The organism is Pseudomonas sp. LSJ-87 (assembly GCF_032971465.1).
In the GTDB taxonomy this organism is placed as follows: Bacteria; Pseudomonadota; Gammaproteobacteria; order Pseudomonadales; family Pseudomonadaceae; genus Aquipseudomonas; species Aquipseudomonas putida_Z.
Genome location: NZ_JAWJYQ010000021.1, coordinates 87446 through 109545, shown reverse-complemented (window position 1 = coordinate 109545; position 22100 = coordinate 87446). Strand labels below are relative to the sequence as shown.

Below are 22100 nucleotides of genomic sequence, written 5' to 3'. Positions count from 1 at the left end.
AGTAAATACAGTAAGTTAGAGAATTGTGTACAACTCGTGTTACTCGTCGGATTTCCGTTGCCAGGCGTGCCTGCAAGGCTCAAAAATCGCCTCGTCATCCTTATGAGGCTCTCTTGATGAAGAAGTACTCCTCGATACTGTTGTTGTCTTTCAGCTTGCTCAGCGGCGTTGCCATGGCAGGCGGCACCACCGAGGCCGGCATTGGCGGCGCATTGGGTGGGGTACTGGGCTCCGTGGTGGGCAACTCCATCGGTGGTAGCACCGGCGGCGCCATTGGTGCCGGTCTGGGCGGCGCGGCTGGCGGTGCCCTGGGTGCCGACAAGCGTCAACGTGGGGAAGCCGCTATCGGCGGCGCGCTGGGCGCAGCAGGCGGTAACGTGGTCGGCCGCTCCGTGGGCGGCACTACCGGTAGCTACATTGGCGCAGCAGCCGGCGGTGGTGCCGGTGGCGCACTGGGTAACTACATGGGTAAAGAGGCCGACAGAGACGATTACCACGAAGGCCGCCGCTACCGTCGTGGTTATGACGACGACCGCCGCCACTGGGACCGTGGCCACCACTACGGCCATCGCAAGCACAAGCGCCACTGGCGCGACTAACGCCTGAGGGCCTTGCCCCGGCAACAAAAGCCCCGCCCCTGCCAGCGGGGCTTTTTTATGCCTGCTGTTCCAGCAGCAAACCAGACAGGATCACCTGCAGCGCTTCTGGCAATGCCACTGGCCGGCCACTGGCGCGTTCGATGAACACCTGCACCACCGTGCCTGCCGCACACGCCTCCGGCTCGCCTGGGCGGAACAGGGCCAGGCGGTACTCCACCGTACTGCCCACCAGGCGTGCCACCCCCAGCCCCACTTCCAGCACGTCCGGGAAGCCTGGCAGCGCGTAGAAATCCGCCGCCGAACTGACCACGAAGGCCGCCAGCTCGCCGTCACGCAGGTCCAGGTCGGCCTGTTCGACGAGGAACGCCTGGATGGCGGTTTCGAAGAAGCCATGCACGGTGGCACCGGCGATGTGGCCGTTCAGGTCATTGTCCTGGGGGCGGGTGAGGATGGGGTGGAAGTGGGAGAAGGCAGTGCGCTGAGGGGATTCGGTCATCTGGCTGGCTCTTGTCTTCGCAATGGATGCTGACAGTGAAACAGAAAAACCGGATTTCCGCTGCTTGTGCCGGCCTCTTCGCGGCTAAAGCCGCTCCCACAGGTACTGCACTGCATTCAACGTTGGTGGTGTACCTGTGGGAGCGGCTTTAGCCGCGAAGAGGCCGGTACAGGCAGTAGAAAATGAAAAGGCCGCCCGTTGGGGCGGCCTTTCGTTACAGGTAAGCTCAGCTTACAGCTGTGGGCCAGCGGCCTTGATGGCGTCGGAAACTTCGAACTTCTTGAAGTTTTCGATGAACAGCTTGGCCAGGCCTTTGGCGGCCTCGTCGTAGGCAGCCTTGTCAGCCCAGTTGGTGCGCGGGTTGAGCAGCTCGGTATCAACGCCCGGAACGGCCTTCGGCACGTCCAGGTTGATGATGTCCAGGTGCTCGGTTTCGGCACCGATCAGCGCGCCGCTCTGGATCGCAGCGATCACGGCACGGGTGGTCGGGATGCTGAAGCGCTTGCCAACGCCGTAGCCACCGCCGGTCCAGCCGGTGTTGACCAGGTAGACCTTCGAGTCGAAGCCCTTGATACGCTTGATCAGCAGCTCGGCGTACTCGCCAGCCGGGCGCGGGAAGAACGGTGCGCCGAAGCAGGTGGAGAAGGTCGACTTGATGCCGCTGCCCGATCCCATTTCGGTGGAACCGACCAGCGCGGTGTAGCCGGACAGGAAGTGGTAGGCCGCCTGCTCGTTGTTCAGGATCGAAACCGGAGGCAGAACACCAGTCAGGTCGCAGGTCAGGAAGATGACTGCGTTCGGCTCGCCGCCCAGGTTCGCTTCGGAACGCTTGGCAACGTGCTCCAGCGGGTAGGCCGCACGGCTGTTCTGGGTCAGGCTGACATCGGTGTAGTCGGCGTGCTTGTTGGCGTCGAGTACGACGTTTTCCAGCACGGCGCCATGCTTGATGGCTTTCCAGATGACCGGCTCGTTCTTCTCGGACAAGTCGATGCACTTGGCGTAGCAGCCGCCTTCGATGTTGAAGACCACGCCCTCGCCCCAGCCGTGCTCGTCGTCACCGATCAGGTAACGGCTTTCGTCGGCCGACAGGGTGGTCTTGCCGGTGCCGGACAGGCCGAAGAACAGGGTCACATCGCCTTGTTCGCCGATGTTTGCCGCGCAGTGCATTGGCAGCACGTCGGCAGCCGGCAGCAGGAAGTTCTGCACCGAGAACATGGCTTTCTTCATTTCGCCGGCGTAGCGCATGCCAGCGATCAACACCTTCTTCTGGGCGAAGTTGATGATCACGCAACCATCGGAGTTGGTGCCGTCACGCTCAGGCTCGCACACGAAGTTGGCGACGTTGAGGACCTGCCACTCGCCACGGCCTGCCGGGTTGTACTGCTCCGGGTTGATGAACAGGCAACGGCCGAACAGGTTCTGCCAGGCAGTCTGGGTGGTCATCTTCACCGGCAGGTAGTGCTCGGCGGCAGCCCCTACGTGAACGTAGGAAACGAAGTGATCCTGGGCGTTGTTGAACGCCTCGACGCGGTCCCACAGGGCATCGAACTTGTCGGCCGGGAACTTGCGGTTGATCGGGCCCCAGGAAATGGCGTCCTGGGTGGAAGGCTCTTCGACGATGAAACGGTCAGCCGGCGAACGGCCAGTACGGTGACCGGTCTCCACGACCAGTGCGCCAGTATCGGCTAGTACGCCTTCACCGCGTTGCAGCGCTTCTTTTACCAGCTCATCGACGCTCAGGTCGGTGTACACGGTGTTGTTGGCTTGCGTCATGAGATACCCCATCCGGCCCGAGGCCGAGTGCTCCAAACGTTTTGTAGTTGTCTTGAAAAAACTACTACAGCGAAAAAAGTGGCCGGATTATGCCAGAAACGCCCAAAAAAAGTAGGCCCCTCCTGTCAGAACTGCGCTTTTGCGCAATTCGACAGGAGATTGTCCTGTAGTTAAACGTTTCAGTGACGAGTTTCTGAGGCTACGTCAGTGCCGCCACCGGCAAACAGTTGCGCCACATCGCTGGCGTCGAAGAAATAGCGCTCGTTGCAGAACTGGCAATCGATCTCCACCTGCCCGCCGCATTCTTCCACCAGCGCCTTGGCATCGTGCTCGCCCAAACTGACCAGCGCATTGCCGGAACGTTCGCGAGAGCAGCTGCAATTGAAGCGCAGCGGCTGGATATCGAACAGGCGCACGGCATCTTCGTGGTACAGGCGGTGCAGCAGGGTTTCGTTGTCCAGCGCCCACTCATCAGCCTTGAGCGTGGTGGCCAATGCCACAACGTGCTGCCAGCTTTCTTCACGCTCTTCATCGTCCGGCTGGCGATCGCGCGGCAGTTGCTGCAGCAGCAGGCCACGGGCCTTGCCGCCTTCGGCGTTGAGCCAGAAGCGCGTGTTGAGCTGTTGCGACTGGACGAAGTAGTTGGTGAAGCACTCCGACAGGGTGGCGCCGTCGAGGTCGACAGTGCCCTGGTAGCGCTGGCCCTTGACCGGATCGATGGTCAGGGTCAGGTGGCCGTCGGGCATCAGCTGCGACAGGGTCGCATCCGCCGGGATCTGGTCCGCTTCGTAGCGGGCCATGCCACGGATGTCCCGGTCACCAGAACATTCGACCATCAACAGCGGGATCGGCCCTGCGGAACGCGCCTGCAGAATCAGCAGGCCGTCGAACTTCAGCGCCCCCACCAGCAATGCGGTGGCGGCCATCAGCTCGCCCAGCAGTGCCTGCACCGGCTGCGGGTACTCATGACGCGCCAGCACCGCGGCGTAGCTGTCATCGAGAGACACCCACTCGCCGCGCACATCGCGCTCGTCGAAGATGAAACGTTGGGTGAAATCGGTATCAGGCAAGTCGCTCATAGGTTTTGGCTATCTGAAAATGATGACAAAATGGTTACAAGGGTTGTCGAAAAACATCCGAGAACCCCGTGACAGAGCGCTCACAAGGCGCTCCGATTCCTGTTTGCAATAGAGGTATTTTATGGACAATCGACCACTGTTCCAAGCAAGGTGGTCCTGGGGGCCATTGGCAGCCTGTACGCTGCTTCCTATCGCTCTACTGTGTTTCTGGTTATGGCCCATTGGCCAGATCTTGTGCCTGACTTTCGACGAGTGGCTGTTCCACAGCCTGAATGCGCCGCTGGCCGACAACACCACCTGGCGCTACATCTGGACCGTCGGTAGCCTGCGCCCATTCGACATCGTCGTCGGCCTGATCCTTCTGGCAGTGCTTATCCGTGGCGACTGGGTGTTCAAGGCAACCCAGGTGCGCCAGGCCTTTTTCGGCTTCCTGGTCACGCTAATCCTCTTAGTGGTGATTCGCGCGCTGTTTTCCAAGTGGGTGGATGCAGCCGGCTGGCAGCACAAGAGCCCGTCGATGATGTTCGACGAGGTGGTGCACCTCAGCGACTACTATCCGAACCTGGAGGCGGCCTGGGAGCTCAAGGACCGTTCCAGCAAGAGTTTCCCGGGGGATCATGCCTCGGTGCTGCTGGTCTGGGCGCTGTTCATGAGCGTGTTCAGCCGCCGCCTGGTGCAGTATCTGGTGGTCTGGGGGCTGGCGGTGTTGTTCATGTTGCCGCGCCTGGTGGCCGGTGCCCACTGGGGGCAGGATGACTACATCGGCGGGCTGCTGATGGCAGTGCTGGCGTTGGGCTGGAGCTGCTACACGCCGCTGGCGGCCAAGGGGAGTGCGGTTCTGATGCGCTGGACGGCGCCGTTGTTCGCGATAGCGGCCAAGTTACCGTTGGTCGGGCGCTTGGCGGTGACCCGCTAGATCCTTGGGGCTACTGCGTAGCCCATCGCGACACAAGGCCGCTCCTACAGGGGGGCGCAGGCCTCAGGGCTTGTGCTGGCTGCCGTGGCCTCATCGCCGGCAAGCCGGCTCCCACAGGGTTTGCACAAGTTTCAAGGCTTGCGCAGTACCTGTGGGAGCTGGCTTGCCGGCGATGGGCCGCAAAGCGGCCCCGGCTATTCGAAGCTCCCATGCAACTGGTGAATCTGCCGCCGCTGCTTCTTGGTCGGCCGCCCATCGGTGGTCACGCCCATCGCCCCGGCCTTGCGCAGTTCCGCCGCCTGCTCACGCCGGCGCACGCTGTCCTCGGTCTCTTCGTACAACGTCTGCGCCTCTGGCGCCCCACGCCGCACTACCGACAGAGCCTTCACCACCACGGTGCGCTCGTCGAACCCGGTGCGCAGCACGAACTCGTCACCCACCCGCGGCTCCTTGCCCGGCTTGCAGCGCTCACCCCGGCAATGCACCTTGCCGCTCTCGATCGCCGCCTTGGCCAGCGCGCGGGTCTTGTAGAAGCGTGCCGCCCACAGCCATTTGTCCAGGCGGACCTTGTCGTCGTCTTCGGCTTTTTGTGCCATCCCGTTACCTCGAACGCTGTGTTTCATCGAACTGTACTACCGTAACGATCGGATGCAAAAAATCCCCGCCGTGCTTACAGTTCACCACCTCATCCGCAGGGTGCGTTCCGTGAAGACATTTGACCATTTGACTGTGATCGGCCTGCGCGAGTGGGTCGCCCTGCCCGACCTTGGCGTGGCCGGGCTGCGCGCCAAGATCGACACTGGCGCCAGCACCTCCAGCCTGCACGCCACCGAGGTGGAACCGTTCGAGCGCGACGGCCAGCCCTGGGTCCGTTTCACCGCACACCTGGGCTCGGTGGTGCAGTTGCGCCACCGCCGCTGCGAGGCACCGCTGGTGACCATGAAAACCATCAAGAGCTCCAATGGCCAGGCCCAGACCCGCTATGTCATCCGCACGTCACTGGCCCTGGGCGATGGTGTGTGGGAGGTGGAGTTCACCCTGGCCTGCCGCAAGAACATGCGTTATCGCCTGTTGCTGGGTTCCAAGGCCCTGATCCATGGCCAGCTGGTGGTCAACCCTGGCCTCAAATACGTACAAGACAAACCGGCCTTCCCGGCCACCCTTTCTACTGCCACAGGTGCTGCATGAAGATCGCTGTGCTGTCGCGCAATCCGCGTCTGTATTCCACCCGCCGCCTGGTCGAAGCCGGTACCCAGCGGGGCCACGAAATGGTGGTGATCGATACCCTGCGGGCCTACATGAACATTGCCAGCCACAAGCCGCAGATCCACTACCGCGGCAAGCCGCTGGAAGGCTTCGACGCAGTGATCCCGCGCATCGGTGCCTCGGTGACCTTCTATGGCTGCGCGGTGCTGCGCCAGTTCGAGATGATGGGCGTGTATCCGCTCAACGAGTCGGTAGCGATAGCCCGCTCCCGTGACAAGCTGCGCTCGCTGCAACTGCTGTCGCGGCGCGGCATCGGCCTGCCGATTACCGGCTTCGCCCACTCGCCGGACGACATCCCCGACCTGATCCAGATGGTCAACGGCGCCCCGCTGGTGATCAAGGTGCTGGAAGGCACACAGGGCATCGGCGTGGTGCTGTGCGAAACCACCAAGGCCGCCGAATCGGTGATCGAGGCGTTCATGGGGTTGAAGCAGAACATCATGGTGCAGGAATACATCAAGGAAGCGGGTGGCGCGGATATCCGCTGCTTCGTGGTCGGCGACAAGGTCATCGCGTCGATGAAGCGCCAGGCCAAGCCGGGGGAATTCCGCTCCAACCTGCACCGCGGTGGGGTGGCCAGCCTGATCAAGATCACCCCGGAAGAACGCATGACCGCCATTCGCGCGGCCAAGGTGATGGGCTTGAGTGTGGCGGGTGTGGATATCCTGCGCTCCAACCACGGGCCGCTGGTGATGGAGGTGAACTCGTCGCCGGGGCTGGAGGGGATTGAAGTGACCACCGGCAAGAACGTGGCCGCCATGATCATCGAGCATCTGGAGAAGAATGGTGGGCCTAATCAGACTCGGACCAAGGGTAAGGGCTGATTCAAGCCTGTACCGGCCCTATCGCCGGCAAGCCAGCTCCCACAGGATTACCACGACCTTCAGGCTTGTGGATTACCTGTGGGAGCTGGCTTGCCGGCGATAGGGCCGGTGCGGCCAACCAGATTCATACAGCATTACGCGGCAGCAACAGCCCCAAAGGCAACCGTACCCGCGCCTCGATCCCGCCACCAGAGCGGTTGCGCAGTTCCACATTCCCACCATGCTGCGCTGCAATCCGCTTGACGATCGCCAGCCCCAGCCCGGTGCCCTTGCCACCCCGGGCCCGGTCACCACGAATGAACGGGTTGAAGATGGTCTCCAGCTCCGACTCGTCGATCCCCGTCCCGCGGTCCAGCACGCTCAGCACCACATACGGCGCACTCTCGTCGCCCGACACATAGGCGGCCACCTCGACCCCCTTGCCGGCGTGGTGCAGGGCATTGCCGATCAGGTTGCCCAGCATGCGCTTGAGCGAAACCCGGCGCAGCGGGAACGGTGGGATCGGCTCCAGGCACAGCCGCACCCGTTCTTCCGGCTGGTTGTACGGCGCCACCACTTCGCGCACCAGGTCGGCCAGGTCGACCTCCTCAACCGGCTCGTCACGGCCATCGCGGATAAAGGCCAGGAACTGGTCCAGGATCGCGTCCATGTCCTCGATATCGCGGACCATGTCGTCACTCAGTTCGCTGTCGCTGTCCAGCAACGACAATGACAGGCGCAGGCGCGTCAGCGGTGTGCGCAGGTCGTGGGAAACCCCGGCCAGCATCAGCTCGCGCTCGCGCCCGGCTTGCTCGACATCCTCGGCCATCTGGTTGAAGGCCTTGTACACCTCGGTCATCTCGCTGGGCGTGTCGCTGATCGGCAGGCGCACGCTGCGACCCTGGCCCAACTGCCGGGCGGCGAACACCAGGCGTTTGAGCGGCTGGTTCAGCTGGCGCACGAAGATCCAGGCCGAAGCTGTGGACAACAGGCCGATGGCCAGGAACCAACCCAGCACGTTCCAGATCTTCTGCCCACGCAGCGGATGCGGGTACAGCGGTACCTTCAACCAGCCCGGGCCCAGGCTCGGCGCATTGACCCACAACGCCGGCGGCGCATGAATGCGCAGCCGTACCTCGGTGTCTTCGCCCAACTCGGCCTGCATCTGCCGTTGGTAGATTTCGCTGTAGGGCCAGTGCTGCTCACCCTCGGGCACGCCCGAGCCGGTGACCCGGATAAGGCCTGCCGCTTCGGCGATCTTGTCGCGGTTTTCTTCGTCGGCCGCCCAATAGGCGCGCAGGGTCAGCGCAACACCGTGGCTGTACTGACGGTCGACCAGCACGTCCTCGTTCATCAACAGGTAGACCAGGGTCAAGGCCTTGGAGAACAGGACGACGATCAACACCAGCCACAGGGTGCGGGCGAAGAAACTTTGCGGAAACCAGAGCGGTGTTTTCATCGACGGCGCGGCATCATTTACCGGCGTTTCCGTCCGGCACGAACACGTAGCCCACGCCCCACACGGTCTGGATATAACGCGGCTTGGACGGGTCCGGCTCGATCATGCGGCGCAGACGCGAAATCTGCACGTCGATGGAGCGTTCCAGCGCATCCCATTCGCGGCCACGCGCCAGGTTCATCAGCTTGTCGCGGGTCAGCGGCTCGCGTGCGTGCATCACCAGCGCCTTGAGCACGGCGAACTCGCCGGTGGTGAGCATGTGCACTTCGTCGCCACGCTTGAGTTCGCGGGTGGCCAGCGACAGCTCGTAGTCGCCGAAGGTGACCGACTCGTCTTCGCTTCCAGGCGCACCCGGCACGCTCGGTGCCTGGCGACGCAGCACGGCCTTGACCCGGGCCATCAGCTCGTCCGGGTTGAACGGCTTGCCCAGGTAGTCGTCGGCGCCCAGCTCCAGGCCCTTGATACGGCTGAGCTCGTCGCCCTTGGCGGTAAGCATGATGATCGGGATCTGGTTGTTCTGCTGGCGCAGGCGCTTGCACGCCGACAGGCCATCCTCGCCGGGCAGCATCAGGTCGAGCACCACCAGGTTGAACACCTCACGCTGCAGCAGGCGGTCCATCTGCTCGGTGTTGGGCACCGCACGGGCACGGTAGCCCTTGCTGGTGAAGAAACGTTCCAGCAGGCTGCTCAGCCCCGGGTCGTCGTCGACGATGAGAATCTTGTCACCTTCAGCGGTGTTTGGCGTGCCGGTCATGAATAACTCCTCTGATATCGCCGCGCATTATGGCGTAGCCATTGCTGCACGTTGCGTGAGCATTGTTAGCAGATTTTTCCCCCGGCGCCAGTTCCGGCTGGCCGGGCGCCATCACCGCAAGCCGTTTGCGATGGGTATAATGCGCGGCTTTCATCCAGCGCCGCCGGGCGACAGGCCCACAGGCGACCCCCGTATTCACAAATGTCAGGTGGTTTACATGGACAGCATCAACAGCCGTATCGCCGAGGAACTGGGCGTACGCCCCCAGCAGGTCGAGGCGGCCGTGGGCCTGTTGGACGAAGGCTCGACCGTGCCCTTCATCGCCCGCTACCGCAAGGAAGTGACCGGTAGCCTGGACGACACCCAGCTGCGCCATCTGGAAGAGCGCCTGCGCTATCTGCGCGAACTCGACGAGCGCCGCGCCAGCATCCTCGCCAGCATCGAGGAGCAGGGCAAGCTGACCCCGGAACTGGCCCGCGAGATCAAGCTGGCCGATACCAAGACCCGCCTCGAAGACCTGTACCTGCCGTACAAGCAGAAGCGCCGCACCAAGGGCCAGATCGCCCTGGAAGCCGGCCTCGGCGAGCTGGCCGACGGCCTGTTCAACAACCCAGACCTCGCCCCGGAAAGCGAAGCCGCACGCTTCGTCAACGCCGACAAGGGCGTGGCCGACGTCAAGGCCGCGCTGGAAGGCGCCAAGTACATCCTCATGGAGCGCTTCGCCGAAGACGCCGCCCTGCTCGACAAGCTGCGCAGCTTCCTCAAGCAGGAGTCGGTGCTCAGCGCCCGCGTCGTGCCTGGCAAGGAAGAAGAAGGCGCCAAGTTCCGCGACTACTTCGCCCATGACGAACTGCTGCGCAACGCTCCGTCGCACCGCGCCCTGGCAATTTTCCGCGGGCGTAACGAAGGCGTGCTGAGCGCCTCGCTGAAAGTCGGCGAAGAACTGCCCGGCACCCTGCACCCGTGCGAACTGATGATCGGCAACCACGTCGGCATCGAGAACCGCAACCGCCCGGCCGACAAGTGGCTGGGCGAAGTGGTGCGCTGGACCTGGAAGGTCAAGCTCTACACCCACCTGGAAACCGACCTGTTCGGCGAGCTGCGCGACAACGCCGAAGGCGAGGCGATCAATGTGTTCGCCCACAACCTGCACGACCTGCTGCTGGCCGCCCCGGCCGGCCCGCGTGCCACCTTGGGCTTCGACCCGGGCCTGCGCACCGGCTGCAAGATCGCCGTGGTCGATGCCACCGGCAAGCTGCTGGACCACACCACGGTCTACCCGCACGCACCGAAGAACGACTGGGACCGCACCATTTCGATCATGGCTGCACTGTGCGCCAAGCACTCGGTGGAGCTGATTGCCATCGGCAACGGCACCGCCAGCCGCGAAAGCGACAAGCTGGTGGCGGAGCTGGTCAAGAAGTACCCGGCGCTGAAGATCACCAAGATCATGGTCTCCGAGGCCGGCGCTTCGGTGTATTCCGCATCGGAACTGGCCGCCCGCGAATTCCCGGACCTGGACGTGTCGATCCGTGGCGCCGTGTCGATTGCCCGCCGCCTGCAGGACCCGCTGGCCGAGCTGGTGAAGATCGACCCGAAATCCATCGGTGTCGGCCAGTACCAGCACGACGTGTCCCAGCTGAAACTGGCGCGCGGCCTGGACGCCGTGGTCGAGGACTGCGTGAACGCCGTGGGCGTGGACGTCAACACCGCCTCGGTGGCGCTGCTGACGCGCATCTCCGGCCTCAACGCCACCCTGGCGCAGAACATCGTCGCCCATCGCGATGCCAACGGCCCGTTCGCCACTCGTGCTGCGCTGAAAAAGGTCAGCCGCCTGGGTGAGAAAACCTTCGAACAGGCCGCCGGCTTCCTGCGCGTGATGAACGGCGACAACCCGCTGGACGCCTCCGCGGTTCACCCCGAGGCCTACCCGCTGGTGCAGCGCATTGCCGCCGACACCGACCGCGACATCCGCTCGCTGATCGGTGACAGCAGCTTCCTCAAGCGCCTGGACCCGAAGAAATTCACCGATGAAACCTTCGGCCTGCCGACCGTCACCGACATCCTGCAGGAACTGGACAAGCCAGGCCGCGACCCACGCCCCGAGTTCAAGACCGCCACCTTCCAGGACGGCGTCGAGGACCTCAAGGACCTGGAACCGGGCATGATCCTCGAAGGCGTGGTGACCAACGTCACCAACTTCGGTGCCTTCGTCGACATCGGCGTGCACCAGGACGGCCTGGTGCACATCTCGGCGCTGTCGGAGAAGTTCATCAAGGACCCACGTGAAGCGGTCAAGGCCGGCGACGTGGTCAAGGTCAAGGTCATGGAAGTGGACATCCCGCGCAAACGCGTCGGCCTGTCCATGCGCATGAGCGACACCCCGGGCGAGAAGGTAGACGGCAACCGCGGTGGTAACCGTGGCAATGGCGGCAACCGCCAGCAGCAGGCGCCGCGCCAGCGCGAAACCGCCACTGCGGCACCGGCCAACAACGCCATGGCCGCCCTGTTCGCCAACGCCAAGCAGCTGAAGAAGAAGTGATGGACGTTCCACGCGAATACGTCGAAAGCGCCTTCAGCCAGCTCCTCGGCTGCCGCCTGCAACGCCTGGAAACAGGTGTTGCCGAGGTAGCCCTGGCGCTCGAGCCACACTTGCGCAACCGTGGCCAGAAGCTGCACGGCGGGGCGATCTTCAGCCTGGTGGACATTGCCATGGGCCTGGCCTGCTCGGCCAGCCATGGCTTCGACCAGCAAAGCGTCACCATCGAGTGCAAGATCAACTACATGCGCGCCGTCAGTGACGGCGAGGTGCTGTGCACCGCCCGTGTGCTGCACGCCGGGCGGCGCACCCTGGTGGTCGACGCCGACGTAGTTCAGGGCGACAAGCTGGTGGCGAAAGCGCAAGGAACCTTCGCGGTTCTCTAGCTCACCAAGCGGTATCTGCGGTATTTTCGGCAACAGCCGGGGGCCGCTTCGCGCCCCATCGCCGGCAAGCAGGGCTCCCACAGGTAATCCACAAGCCTGAATATCGTGGTTTACCTGTGGGAGCCCGGCTTGCCGGCGATGGGCTGCGAAGCGGCCCCCGAAGTCGGCGCTGCGCAATGCCGGAACCGCGTAAACCAGGCGACAACGCCAGTTCCTTTTCCCACTACCCTTGTAGACCGTCTTTTCTACCCCCATATTGGGGCGACTGACGCGTGAAGGAATACATCTTGAGCGACCTCCTCAACCGCCGCCTGAGCCTGCTCGGCGCCAATCTCCCCCTGCTCAAGCAGTGCCTGCACGGTATTGAGCGCGAATGCCTGCGCGTGACCGACGAAGGTCGCCTGGCCCAGACCCCGCATCCGCAAGCCCTGGGATCGGCGCTGACCAACGAGCAGATCACCACCGATTATTCCGAGTCGCTGCTGGAGTTCATCACCCCGGCCCTGCCCGACCCGGCCAAGGTGCTGGAAAGCCTCGAAGAGACCCACCGTTTCGTCTACAGCAAGCTGGGCGACGAATACCTGTGGAGCCCGTCGATGCCCTGCACGCTGCCGGCCGAGGAGGACATCCCGATCGCCGAGTACGGCAGCTCGAACATCGGCAAGCTCAAGCACGTCTACCGCAAGGGCCTGGCCCTGCGCTACGGCCGCACCATGCAGTGCATCGCCGGTATCCATTACAACTTCTCGCTGCCCGAAGCGCTGTGGCCGTTGCTGCGCGCCGCAGAAGGCGGCAGTGAGAGCGACCGCGACTACCAGTCGTCGGCCTATATCGCGCTGATCCGCAATTTCCGCCGCTACAGCTGGCTGCTGATGTACCTGTTCGGCGCCTCGCCGGCCCTGGACAAAGGCTTCCTGCGTGGCCGCCCGCACCAGCTCGAAGAGCTGGACGCCGAAACCCTGTACCTGCCCTACGCCACCAGCCTGCGCATGAGCGACCTGGGTTACCAGAGCAACGCCCAGGCCGGCCTCACGCCGTGCTACAACAACCTGGCCAGCTACACCGACAGCCTGCGCAAGGCGGTGGGCACGCCCTACCCGCCTTACGTCGAAGTCGGCACGCACGTGGATGGCGAGTGGGTACAGCTGAACACCAACATCCTGCAGATCGAAAACGAGTACTACTCGAACATTCGCCCCAAGCGCGTCACCTACACCGGCGAGCGGCCGATCCAGGCCCTGACCTCGCGCGGCGTGCAGTACGTGGAAGTGCGTTGCCTGGACATCAACCCGTTCCTGCCGGTGGGCATCGACCTGACCGAGGCGCGCTTCCTCGACGCGTTCCTGCTGTTCTGCGCGCTGGAAGACAGCCCGCAGCTGGACAACGGCGAATGCGGCCAGTGCACCAACAACTTCCTGACCGTGGTCAAGGAAGGCCGGCGCCCGGGCCTGGAACTGCACCGCAATGGCCAGCCAATCGGCCTGAAGGCCTGGGCCAGCGAACTGATCGAGCGTATTCGGCCACTGGCCGAGCTGCTCGACCAGGCGCAAGATGGCGCAGAACACGGCAAGGCCCTGGATGCCCAGCAGGCCAAGGTCGACGACGCCTCGCTGACCCCGTCGGCCCAGGTACTGGCGCGCATGACCGAGCATGACGAAAGCTTCGTCAAGTTCTCCCTGCGCCAGAGCCGCATCCACGCCGAAACCTTCCGCGAACAGCCACTGCCGGTCGAGCGCCAGCAGGCCTTCGAAACCCTCGCCCGCGACTCGCTGGCCGAGCAGTCGCGCCTGGAACAGCAGGAAGTCGGCGACTTCGACCTGTTCGTCGGCGCCTACCAGGCCAGCATCCTGGCGATCAGCAACTGATGACCCGCACTGCCACCCCGCGCAAGCCGCGCGCCAGCAGCCAGGCCAGGATCGAGGCGATCCTGGCGGCTGCACGCGAGTTGCTGGCCGAGCTGGGGGTGGCGAGCCTGTCGATCTACAGCGTGGCCGAGCGCGCGCAGATTCCACCGTCGTCGGTGTACCACTTCTTCGCCAGCGTGCCGGCGCTGCTGGAGGCGTTGACGGCCGATGTACACCGGGCCTTTCGTGAAGCGCTGAGCGCGCCGATCGACAGCAGTGCGTTCAACACCTGGCACGAACTGTCACGGCTGATCGAGCAGCGCATGCTGGATATCTACAACGAGGACGCCGCGGCGCGGCAACTGATCCTGGCCCAGCATGGCCTGAGCGAAGTGGTGCAGGCCGACCGGCAGCACGACATGGAACTGGGCGACTTGATGCACAAGTTGTTCGACCAGCACTTTCATCTGCCAGTGATGCCGGCGGATGTGGACGTGTTTGCCCTGGCCATGGAATTGAGCGACCGGGTGTATGCGCGGTCGGTGCAGCTGCATGAGGCGATTACCCCGCGCATGGCCGAGGAAGGCAAGCGAGTGTTCGAGGCGTATCTGGGGTTGTATCTGCCGCCATTTCTGGCCAAGCGTTAAATTTGATGGCCTCATCGCCGGCAAGCCAGCTCCCACAGGTACAGCACAACGCCTGAAGCTTGTGGGCACCTGTGGGAGCTGGCTTGCCGGCGATTGGGCTGCAAAGCAGCCCCATGGCCCACACCCATCACAGCTTGGCGATGGACACTTCAGTCGACTTCACGAAGGCAATCACTTCACTGCCCACCTGCAGCTCCAGCTCACGCACGGAGCGGGTGGTGATGACCGAAGTGACGATGCCCGAGGCGGTCTGCACGTCGATTTCCGACAGTACCGGGCCTTCCAGGATTTCCTTCACGGTGCCTTTGAACTGGTTGCGAACGTTGATGGCTTTGATGGTCATGATTTGATTCCTTCTCTATGGCTTCAGTCTGGTAAGTGAGTCAGTGCGCCCAACGCAGTTGCGTGGGCAAAGGGGCTACAGGATCCGGCTCGGGCGCAGCGCCCGGGGCCGACAGAACACGGTTGAGCACTTCGCTTTCCAGCGCGGCCAGACGGTGCGAACCACGCGCCCGAGGCCGTGCCAGGTCGACAGTGAGGTCGAGCCCGACCTCGCCGTCCTCGATCAGGATCACCCGGTCAGCCACGGCGACTGCCTCGCTGACATCGTGGGTAACCAGCAACACGGTGAAGCCGTGCTGACGCCACAGGCGTTCGATCAGTTGCTGCATCTCGATACGGGTCAATGCATCCAGCGCACCGAGCGGCTCGTCCAGCAGCAGCAGGCGCGGCTGGTGAATCAGCGCCCGGGCCAGGGCCACACGCTGCTTCTGGCCGCCCGACAAAGCCGCCGGCCATTCATTGGCGCGGTCGGCCAGGCCAACCGACTCCAACGCTTCCAGCGCACGCGGGCGCCAGTCGCCAGACAGGCCCAGGCCAACGTTGTCGATCACCTTCTTCCATGGCAGCAGGCGCGCGTCCTGGAACATCAGGCGGGTTTCTTCGCGGGCCTGCTCCAACGGCGCGGCACCGGCCAGCAACTGGCCTGCAGTGGGCTGGTCGAGACCGGCCAGCAGGCGCAGCAAGGTGCTCTTGCCGCAGCCACTACGGCCGACGATGGCGACGAACTGGCCGGCAGGAATATGCAGCTCGATACCCTTCAGTACCTCGCGCTGGCCAAAGGTCTTGCGCAGGCCGCTGGAAGCCAGCGGGATGCCACGCAGCAGGCGTGGCGGCTGTTCCTTGAGTACGGTCATGCGCCCTCCTTCTTAGCCACTTGATAGGCCGGGTGCCAGCGCAGCCACACACGCTCCAGGCCGCGGGCGGCGAGGTCGGCAAGCTTGCCGAGCACGGCATACAGGACGATGGCCAGCACCACCACGTCGGTCTGCAGGAATTCACGGGCGTTCATCGCCAGATAACCGATGCCGGCATTGGCCGAAATGGTTTCGGCAACGATCAGGGTCAGCCACATGAAGCCCAGGGCAAAGCGCACGCCCACCAGGATCGAAGGCAATGCCCCGGGGAGGATCACCTGGCGGAACAGGCTGAAGCCGGACAAGCCATAGCTGCGCGCCATCTCCACCAGCGCCGGGTCGACGTTGCGGATGCCGTGATAGGTGTTCAGGTAGATCGGGAACAGCGTGCCCAGCGCGACCAGGAAGATCTTTGCCGACTCGTCGATACCGAACCACAGGATCACCAGCGGGATCAGCGCCAGGTGCGGCACGTTGCGGATCATCTGCACCGAGCTGTCGAGCAGGCGTTCGCCCCAGTTCGACAGGCCGGTGATGAAGCCCAGCACCAGGCCGATGCTGCCACCGATGACGAAGCCCAGCCCGGCACGCCAGCCACTGATGGCCAGGTGGGTCCAGATCTCGCCGCTGCGCACCAGCTCGACGCCGGCGCTGACCACGGCGCTGGGCGCCGGCAGGATACGCGTCGACAGCCAGCCGGCGCTGACCGCCAGCTGCCAGGCAGCCAGCAGCAGTACCGGCAGCGCCCATGGCGCCAGGCGCTGGCCAAGGTTGTTGGAAGTTGCACGACTCATGGCCTGGCCCTCAGCTCTGCGCAACGGACTTGGGCAGGATGTCGTTGGCCACCATTTCGCCAAACGGGCTCACATAACCACCGGTCTTGGCTTGCTCCGGGCGTTGCACATCCAGGTGCGGGAACAGCAACTCGGCCACCCGGTACGACTCTTCCAGGTGCGGGTAGCCGGAGAAGATGAAGGTATCGATGCCCAGCTCGGCATATTCCTTGACCCGCGCCGCGACGGTCGGGCCATCCCCCACCAACGCGGTACCGGCACCACCACGCACCAGGCCGACACCGGCCCATAGGTTGGGGCTGACTTCCAGCTTGTCACGGTTGCCGTTGTGCAGGGCGGCCATGCGTTGCTGGCCGACCGAGTCGAAGCGCGCCAGCGAGGCCTGGGCGCGAGCGATGGTGTCGTCGTCCAGGTGCGAGATCAGCTTGTCGGCAGCGGTCCAGGCTTCTTCGTTGGTTTCCCGCACGATCACGTGCAGGCGGATACCGAAGCGCACTTCGCGGCCCTGGGCGGCGGCTTTCTCACGCACCTGGGCAATTTTTTCAGCGACCGCACTCGGCGGCTCGCCCCAGGTCAGGTACAGCTCGACCTGCTCGGCGGCCAGGTCCTGCGCAGCTTCCGAGGAACCGCCGAAATACAGTGGCGGGCGTGGTTGCTGGATCGGCGGGTAGAGCAGCTTGGCGCCCTTCACCTGGATGTGCTTGCCGTCGTAGTCGACCACCTCGCCTTCCAGCACCTTGCGCCAGATACGGGTGAACTCTACAGAGGCTTCATAACGTTCCTGATGGTTCAGGTGCAGGCCGTCACCGGCCAACTCGTCCGGGTCGCCACCGGTCACCAGGTTGAACAGCGCGCGGCCGTTGGACAGGCGATCAAGGGTTGCTGCCTGGCGTGCCGCCACGGTCGGCGAAATGATCCCTGGGCGCAGGGCAACCAGGAACTTCAGGCGCTGGGTCACCGGGATCAGCGATGCCGCGACCAGCCAGGAGTCCTCGCAGGAGCGCCCGGTAGGGATCAGCACGCCACCAAAGCCGAGCCGGTCGGCCGCCTGGGCGATCTGCTGCAGGTAGCCATGGTCGACGGCGCGCGCGCCATCGGAGGTGCCCAGGTACTTGCCGTCACCGTGGGTAGGAAGGAACCAGAAGATGTTAAGGCTCATTGGAGTTGTCTCCTCAAGGGGGGCTCAGCCAGGGCGGCGCCCCGGCGCAGGCAAATCAATCAAGGCGCACTGGCGACCTTGGCCGGGGGTGTCCAGATCACGTCCTTGATGCTCAGCGGCTTGGGAATCAGCTTCAGTGCCTGGAACGTGTCGGCGATCTTCTGTTGCGCGGCCACCACTTCCGGGGTGAGCGGCGCGGCCCCGTAGCCTTGGCGCTTGACCGAGGTCAGGGTGATGTCGGCAGGCAGGCCGAGCAGCGGCGCGACCTGGTCGGTCACTTCCTGCGGGTTGGCCTGGGACCATTCACCCACGGCACGCACTTCTTCGATCAGTGTGTTGATCACCGCCGGGTGCTGGGTCGCGTAATTGCGGGTGGCCAGGTAGAACTGATGGTTGTCGACCAGGCCCTTGCCGTCACGCAGGGTATGAGCCTGCAGCTGTTTCTCGGCGGCAGCCTGGTACGGGTCCCAGATCACCCAGGCGTCCACGCTGCCGCGCTCGAAGGCGGCGCGGGCGTCGGCCGGGGGCAAGTACACCGGCTGGATGTCGCTGTATTTCAGGCCTGCGTCTTCCAGGGCGCGAACCAGCAGGTAGTGAACGTTGGAGCCTTTGTTGAGAGCGACTTTCTTGCCCTTGAGGTCTTTGACCGACTGGATCGGCGAGCCCTTCGGCACCAGGATCGCCTCGCTGTGCGGCGCTGGCGGCTCGTAGGCGACGTACAGCAGGTCGGCACCGGCGGCCTGGGCGAACACCGGCGGGGTTTCACCGGTGACGCCAAAATCGATGGAGCCGACGTTCAGCCCCTCAAGCAGCTGCGGGCCGCCGGGGAACTCGGTCCATTGCACCTGCACGCCCTGCTCGGCCAGGCGCTTTTCCAGCGTGCCCTTGGCCTTGAGCAGCACCAGGGTGCCGTATTTCTGGTAACCGATACGCAGGCTCTCGGCCTGGGCTTGGGTGATGGCGCCGAAGGACACAGCCGCCGCAAACAGGGCGACCAGACCGCGACGCAAGAAGACTGTGCGCATGGCGCTCTCCTGTGCGAGTGGGTTCGGGTTGCACCTGCTTGCCTCGTTGTCGGGCGAGTAAGGTGGTAAAGCGGGTTGGGCCGGTCAGATGCTCCAGCGAGCACTGATCAGGCGTTCGTTCAATACGCCGGGGGCCACGGGGCGCGGCCGACGGGCCAGTGCAACGTGGAAGGTTTCCAGCGCGTCCTGCAGGCGTTCTTCCAGCGCCGCTACCAGCTGCGCGGGCCTGGAGCCTTCTGCGTAGGCGACCTGGCTGTCGTCGGCGAAGATCCCTTGCAGGGTCTCTAGCGCCTTGAGTGCCGACAGCACGGGTTTCAGTGCGTAATCCACCGCCAGCATGTGGGCGATGCTGCCGCCGGTGGCGATCGGCAACACGATCTTGTGTGCCAGGGCGCGTTCGGGCAGCAGGTCGAGCAAGGTTTTCAGGGCACCGGCGAACGAGGCCTTGTACACCGGCGTGGCGACGATCAGGCCATCGGCCTGGGCCACCAGCTGCTGGAAATGCTGCACCTGCGGGCTGTCGAATCGGGCGTGCAGCAGGTCTTCGGCGGGAAAGTCACGTACCTGGAATGTCACTACCTCGACGCCACGGTCCTGCAGCCACTGGCGAGAACGCTCCAGCAGCACGCCGGAGCGTGAACGGGTACTGGGGCTACCACCGATTGAGACGACCAGCATTGCAGCGCTTCCTTGTGTTCTGTTGGAGGTGACATTAACAGTCGCCGCATATATCTAGAAATCATATTTTTTCATTTGTTTATTCCATTTTTTATCTATCTCCTGTTTTGGCCCTTTCGCGGGTAAACCCGCTCCCACAGGGACCGCACAAGGACTGAGACTTGCGCTATCCCTGTGGGAGCGGGTTTACCCGCGAAGAAGCCCACGCAGTTTCAGCAGGCAAAAAAAAAGGGCCGTCGAAACGGCCCGAATATCCCTGCTTTGGCTAAGAGCAATGCAACGAGGAATCCTTTAACGATTGGGCTGCGGGGTCAGCCGCAGATAGGGTTTGACCGCCCGGTAACCTTTGGGGAAGCGCTGCTTGATCTCTTCCTCGTCCTTCAGCGAGGGCACGATCACCACGTCGTCACCGTCCTGCCAGTTACCTGGCGTGGCGACCTTGTGGTTGTCGGTCAGCTGCAGCGAGTCGATCACCCGCAAGATTTCGTTGAAGTTGCGCCCGGTACTGGCCGGGTAGGTGATGGTCAGGCGCACCTTCTTGTTCGGGTCGATGACGAACAGCGAGCGCACGGTCAGGGTGTCGCTGGCGTTCGGGTGGATCAGGTCGTACAGGTCGGACACCTTGCGGTCGGCGTCGGCAATGATCGGGAAGTTGACCACGGTATTCTGGGTTTCGTTGATGTCATCGATCCAGCGGTGGTGCGAATCGACCGGGTCCACCGACAGGGCGATGGCCTTGACCCCGCGTTTGGCGAAATCGTCCTTAAGCTTGGCGGTAAGGCCCAGTTCGGTGGTGCACACCGGGGTGAAGTCGGCAGGGTGGGAGAACAATACCCCCCAGCTGTTGCCCAGCCACTCGTGGAAGCGGATCTTGCCTTCGCTGGAATCCTGTTCGAAATCGGGGGCGATATCGCCGAGTTTTAGGCTCATGGGCTGCGGCTCCTGTGCTGGGTTCTGTACCGTGTGGGTTCAATGTGCCTGCATTCGATTAAAAACAAAAAGAATAAATACTGATTTGTTTATAACCATAAGGCATACGAAATCGCAGACACAAAAAAGCCTCGCACTAGGCGAGGCTCTTTTGGTTACACCACGAACTTACATGAAGGCGTAAGTGTAGTTCACGATGAAGCGAGTCTGATCCTGGTCAGCGCTGCTTTCGCCGCTACCACGGTAGACACCCTGACGCAGGCTGAAGCCCAAGCCTTTGAGGGTACCCTGCTGAATGGTGTAGTCGACGCGCGCGTCACGTTCCCATTCGTTGTAGCTGCCGTCGCCCGACTTGTTGCGGATATCGTCACCACGCAGGTAGGCCACCGAAGCCTTCAGGCCTGGAACGCCCAGGGACGCGAAGTCATAGGAGTACTGACCGAAGGTGGTGTTCTCACCGGCGCGAGCGAACTGGTTGATCATGCTGTCGGTGAACAGGTAGAAGCTGGAACCACCAGCGCCTTCCGAGGTGCCGCTGTCGTTGACCAGGCTGCCCTGGTTGAGCCATACGAAGCCGCCGTCGTCACCGACCTGCTGGTGACCGAGCATCAGCGCATGGCCACCCAGGGTGTAGGTGAACATGGCGGACCAGGTCTTGTTGTCGATCTTGCCGTCGGTCTTCTCGTAACCGCCGTTGTTATTGAAGTTGTACTCGCCTGGGCCACCTTTCTTGTTCTTGCCGTCGGCGCTGCTATCGAAGTAGCGCAGATCGGTCTTGAACGACTGGTCGTCAGCGATCTTGAAGACATGGGTAGCACCCAGGAAGTGCTGCTTGTAGAAGTCTTCCAGATTCGAGTAGTAGTACTGCAGGGTCAGGTCTGGAGTGAGTTTGTAGTCCAGGCCGCCGTAGCGGAACTTGTTGCTTTCAGCGGTAGCGCCCGCAACGGACAGACCGGTACGGTTGCTCGAGGCACGCCCCATGGCATGGGTCAGCTGACCGGCGTTGATGGTCAGGTTGTCGATTTCCTTCGAGGTGATGGTGCCACCCTCGAAGGTTTGCGGCAGCAGACGGCCATCGTTGGAGACCAGGATCGGCAGGTTTGGCGCGAGCGCGCTACCGAAATGCGCTTCGGTCTTCGAGAAGCGAGCCTTGGCGTTGGCACCAAAACGGGCCCACTGGGCTGCAGAACCCTTGCCGTCATCCGGGAAGAAACCACCCTTGTGGTAACCCTGGCCACCATCCAGGTGAATACCCCATAGCGCTTGGGCATCAACACCAAAGCCAACGGTACCTTCAGTGAAGCCCGAGATGTAGTCGAGCTTGAAGCCCTGGCCGGATTCACGCTGATCCGGACGAACATCTCCGTGAGCTTCACGATTGTCGTTGTTGAAGTACATGGTGCGCGAGCTGAGCGACAGTTTGCTGTCTTCAACGAAACCGGCAGCGCCTGCTTGTTGGGCGAGAACCCCCAGTGCCACGGCCAGGGCCAGGCTGGACTTGTACATGTTTTGCTCCTCTACGTTCTAATTCTTGTGTATCTCTGGCGGTGGGATCTGCTGCCCCGCTCACCGTGGATTGGCGATTTAGTCCCAAAGCGTGACCGTTTAGTCAATCGTTTCTAAACGTTTCGCGACTTTGGTCTAAGACGCCACCTGCGCTACAGGATAATGACAATCCTATAAATCCAAAATGACCGTTTTATGAATTGGTAAGATTTTTAAGGAATATGTTAGGAACTGTTACTGCGATTCGTTAG

The 22100-nt window shown here is 63.1% G+C and carries 22 protein-coding genes; 8 read left to right on the top strand and 14 right to left on the bottom strand.

Annotated features, from left to right (window positions below; all coding sequences use genetic code 11):
• Window positions 1-116 precede the first annotated feature (116 nt).
• Window positions 117-599, top strand: coding sequence for a glycine zipper domain-containing protein (locus RYH74_RS13815; protein WP_025337335.1), 483 nt, complete (start codon window positions 117-119; stop codon window positions 597-599).
• A gap of 55 nt (window positions 600-654) precedes the next feature.
• Here RYH74_RS13815 and RYH74_RS13810 read toward each other — a convergent pair whose 3' ends face one another.
• From RYH74_RS13810 to hslO, 3 genes are all read right to left on the bottom strand, one after another.
• On the bottom strand, window positions 655-1095 hold the full coding sequence (locus RYH74_RS13810) for an acyl-CoA thioesterase (protein ID WP_317409567.1): 441 nt from the start codon (window positions 1093-1095) through the stop codon (window positions 655-657).
• Window positions 1096-1326: 231 nt separating this feature from the next.
• The gene (locus RYH74_RS13805) at window positions 1327-2868 is read right to left on the bottom strand and encodes a phosphoenolpyruvate carboxykinase (RefSeq protein ID WP_025337333.1); all 1542 of its coding nucleotides are present in this window, start codon (window positions 2866-2868) and stop codon (window positions 1327-1329) included.
• Window positions 2869-3047: 179 nt separating this feature from the next.
• A complete protein-coding gene (hslO, locus tag RYH74_RS13800) occupies window positions 3048-3947 on the bottom strand; it encodes an Hsp33 family molecular chaperone HslO (RefSeq protein WP_015268604.1) in 900 nt (299 codons plus the stop codon).
• 121 nt (window positions 3948-4068) lie between these two features.
• Here hslO and RYH74_RS13795 point away from each other — a divergent pair, with 121 nt between their 5' ends.
• Window positions 4069-4863, top strand: a complete 795-nt coding sequence (locus tag RYH74_RS13795; protein ID WP_075044322.1) for a phosphatase PAP2 family protein — start codon at window positions 4069-4071, stop codon at window positions 4861-4863.
• Between the two features lie 194 nt (window positions 4864-5057).
• Here RYH74_RS13795 and RYH74_RS13790 read toward each other — a convergent pair whose 3' ends face one another.
• A complete protein-coding gene (locus tag RYH74_RS13790) occupies window positions 5058-5459 on the bottom strand; it encodes an RNA-binding S4 domain-containing protein (RefSeq protein WP_013970457.1) in 402 nt (133 codons plus the stop codon).
• Between the two features lie 109 nt (window positions 5460-5568).
• Between RYH74_RS13790 and RYH74_RS13785 the strand changes: the two genes are divergently transcribed.
• Window positions 5569-6051 (top strand): ATP-dependent zinc protease, encoded by a 483-nt coding sequence (locus RYH74_RS13785; RefSeq protein WP_003257436.1) that lies wholly within the window; start codon window positions 5569-5571, stop codon window positions 6049-6051.
• Complete coding sequence (rimK, locus tag RYH74_RS13780; protein WP_013970455.1) at window positions 6048-6953, top strand: 30S ribosomal protein S6--L-glutamate ligase; 906 nt, start codon at window positions 6048-6050, stop codon at window positions 6951-6953. Before RYH74_RS13785 ends, rimK begins: the two co-directional genes overlap by 4 nt.
• A gap of 124 nt (window positions 6954-7077) precedes the next feature.
• On the opposite strand, the gene RYH74_RS13775 is transcribed toward rimK, so the two are convergent.
• Window positions 7078-8391, bottom strand: a complete 1314-nt coding sequence (locus RYH74_RS13775; RefSeq protein ID WP_013970454.1) for an ATP-binding protein — start codon at window positions 8389-8391, stop codon at window positions 7078-7080.
• Between the two features lie 13 nt (window positions 8392-8404).
• Window positions 8405-9145 carry a two-component system response regulator OmpR gene (ompR, locus tag RYH74_RS13770; RefSeq protein WP_012270052.1) on the bottom strand — a complete coding sequence of 247 codons (741 nt, stop codon included), beginning with the start codon at window positions 9143-9145 and terminating at the stop codon, window positions 8405-8407.
• 217 nt (window positions 9146-9362) lie between these two features.
• On the opposite strand from ompR, the gene RYH74_RS13765 reads away from it, so the two are divergent.
• From RYH74_RS13765 to RYH74_RS13750, 4 genes are all read left to right on the top strand, one after another.
• Window positions 9363-11687, top strand: a complete 2325-nt coding sequence (locus tag RYH74_RS13765) for a Tex family protein (RefSeq protein ID WP_025337330.1) — start codon at window positions 9363-9365, stop codon at window positions 11685-11687.
• Window positions 11687-12070, top strand: coding sequence for a PaaI family thioesterase (locus RYH74_RS13760; protein ID WP_003257433.1), 384 nt, complete (start codon window positions 11687-11689; stop codon window positions 12068-12070). Before RYH74_RS13765 ends, RYH74_RS13760 begins: the two co-directional genes overlap by 1 nt.
• Window positions 12071-12357: 287 nt before the next feature.
• Window positions 12358-13935 (top strand): glutamate--cysteine ligase, encoded by a 1578-nt coding sequence (gene gshA / locus RYH74_RS13755; protein WP_286919857.1) that lies wholly within the window; start codon window positions 12358-12360, stop codon window positions 13933-13935.
• Window positions 13935-14561, top strand: coding sequence for a TetR/AcrR family transcriptional regulator (locus RYH74_RS13750; protein ID WP_075044318.1), 627 nt, complete (start codon window positions 13935-13937; stop codon window positions 14559-14561). Before gshA ends, RYH74_RS13750 begins: the two co-directional genes overlap by 1 nt.
• Before the next feature lie 127 nt (window positions 14562-14688).
• Here the strand turns inward: RYH74_RS13750 and RYH74_RS13745 are convergent, their stop codons facing one another.
• The 8 genes from RYH74_RS13745 to RYH74_RS13710 form a co-directional block, all read right to left on the bottom strand.
• The gene (locus tag RYH74_RS13745) at window positions 14689-14904 is read right to left on the bottom strand and encodes a molybdopterin-binding protein (protein WP_003255829.1); all 216 of its coding nucleotides are present in this window, start codon (window positions 14902-14904) and stop codon (window positions 14689-14691) included.
• Window positions 14905-14944: 40 nt separating this feature from the next.
• Window positions 14945-15757: an aliphatic sulfonates ABC transporter ATP-binding protein gene (gene ssuB / locus RYH74_RS13740; RefSeq protein WP_013970450.1), complete on the bottom strand. Its 813-nt coding sequence runs from the start codon at window positions 15755-15757 to the stop codon at window positions 14945-14947.
• Window positions 15754-16551: an aliphatic sulfonate ABC transporter permease SsuC gene (gene ssuC / locus RYH74_RS13735; RefSeq protein WP_039614250.1), complete on the bottom strand. Its 798-nt coding sequence runs from the start codon at window positions 16549-16551 to the stop codon at window positions 15754-15756. Before ssuC ends, ssuB begins: the two co-directional genes overlap by 4 nt.
• A 10-nt stretch (window positions 16552-16561) precedes the next feature.
• Window positions 16562-17710 carry an FMNH2-dependent alkanesulfonate monooxygenase gene (ssuD, locus tag RYH74_RS13730; RefSeq protein WP_317409564.1) on the bottom strand — a complete coding sequence of 383 codons (1149 nt, stop codon included), beginning with the start codon at window positions 17708-17710 and terminating at the stop codon, window positions 16562-16564.
• 59 nt (window positions 17711-17769) lie between these two features.
• Complete coding sequence (locus RYH74_RS13725; RefSeq protein ID WP_085591829.1) at window positions 17770-18735, bottom strand: sulfonate ABC transporter substrate-binding protein; 966 nt, start codon at window positions 18733-18735, stop codon at window positions 17770-17772.
• Between the two features lie 84 nt (window positions 18736-18819).
• Entirely contained in the window at window positions 18820-19413 is a 594-nt protein-coding gene (gene ssuE, locus RYH74_RS13720; protein ID WP_317409563.1) for an NADPH-dependent FMN reductase, read from the bottom strand.
• 291 nt (window positions 19414-19704) lie between these two features.
• Window positions 19705-20343: a peroxiredoxin gene (locus RYH74_RS13715; RefSeq protein ID WP_013970445.1), complete on the bottom strand. Its 639-nt coding sequence runs from the start codon at window positions 20341-20343 to the stop codon at window positions 19705-19707.
• Window positions 20344-20511: 168 nt separating this feature from the next.
• A complete protein-coding gene (locus RYH74_RS13710; RefSeq protein ID WP_075044316.1) occupies window positions 20512-21849 on the bottom strand; it encodes an OprD family porin in 1338 nt (445 codons plus the stop codon).
• Window positions 21850-22100: the final 251 nt, after the last annotated feature.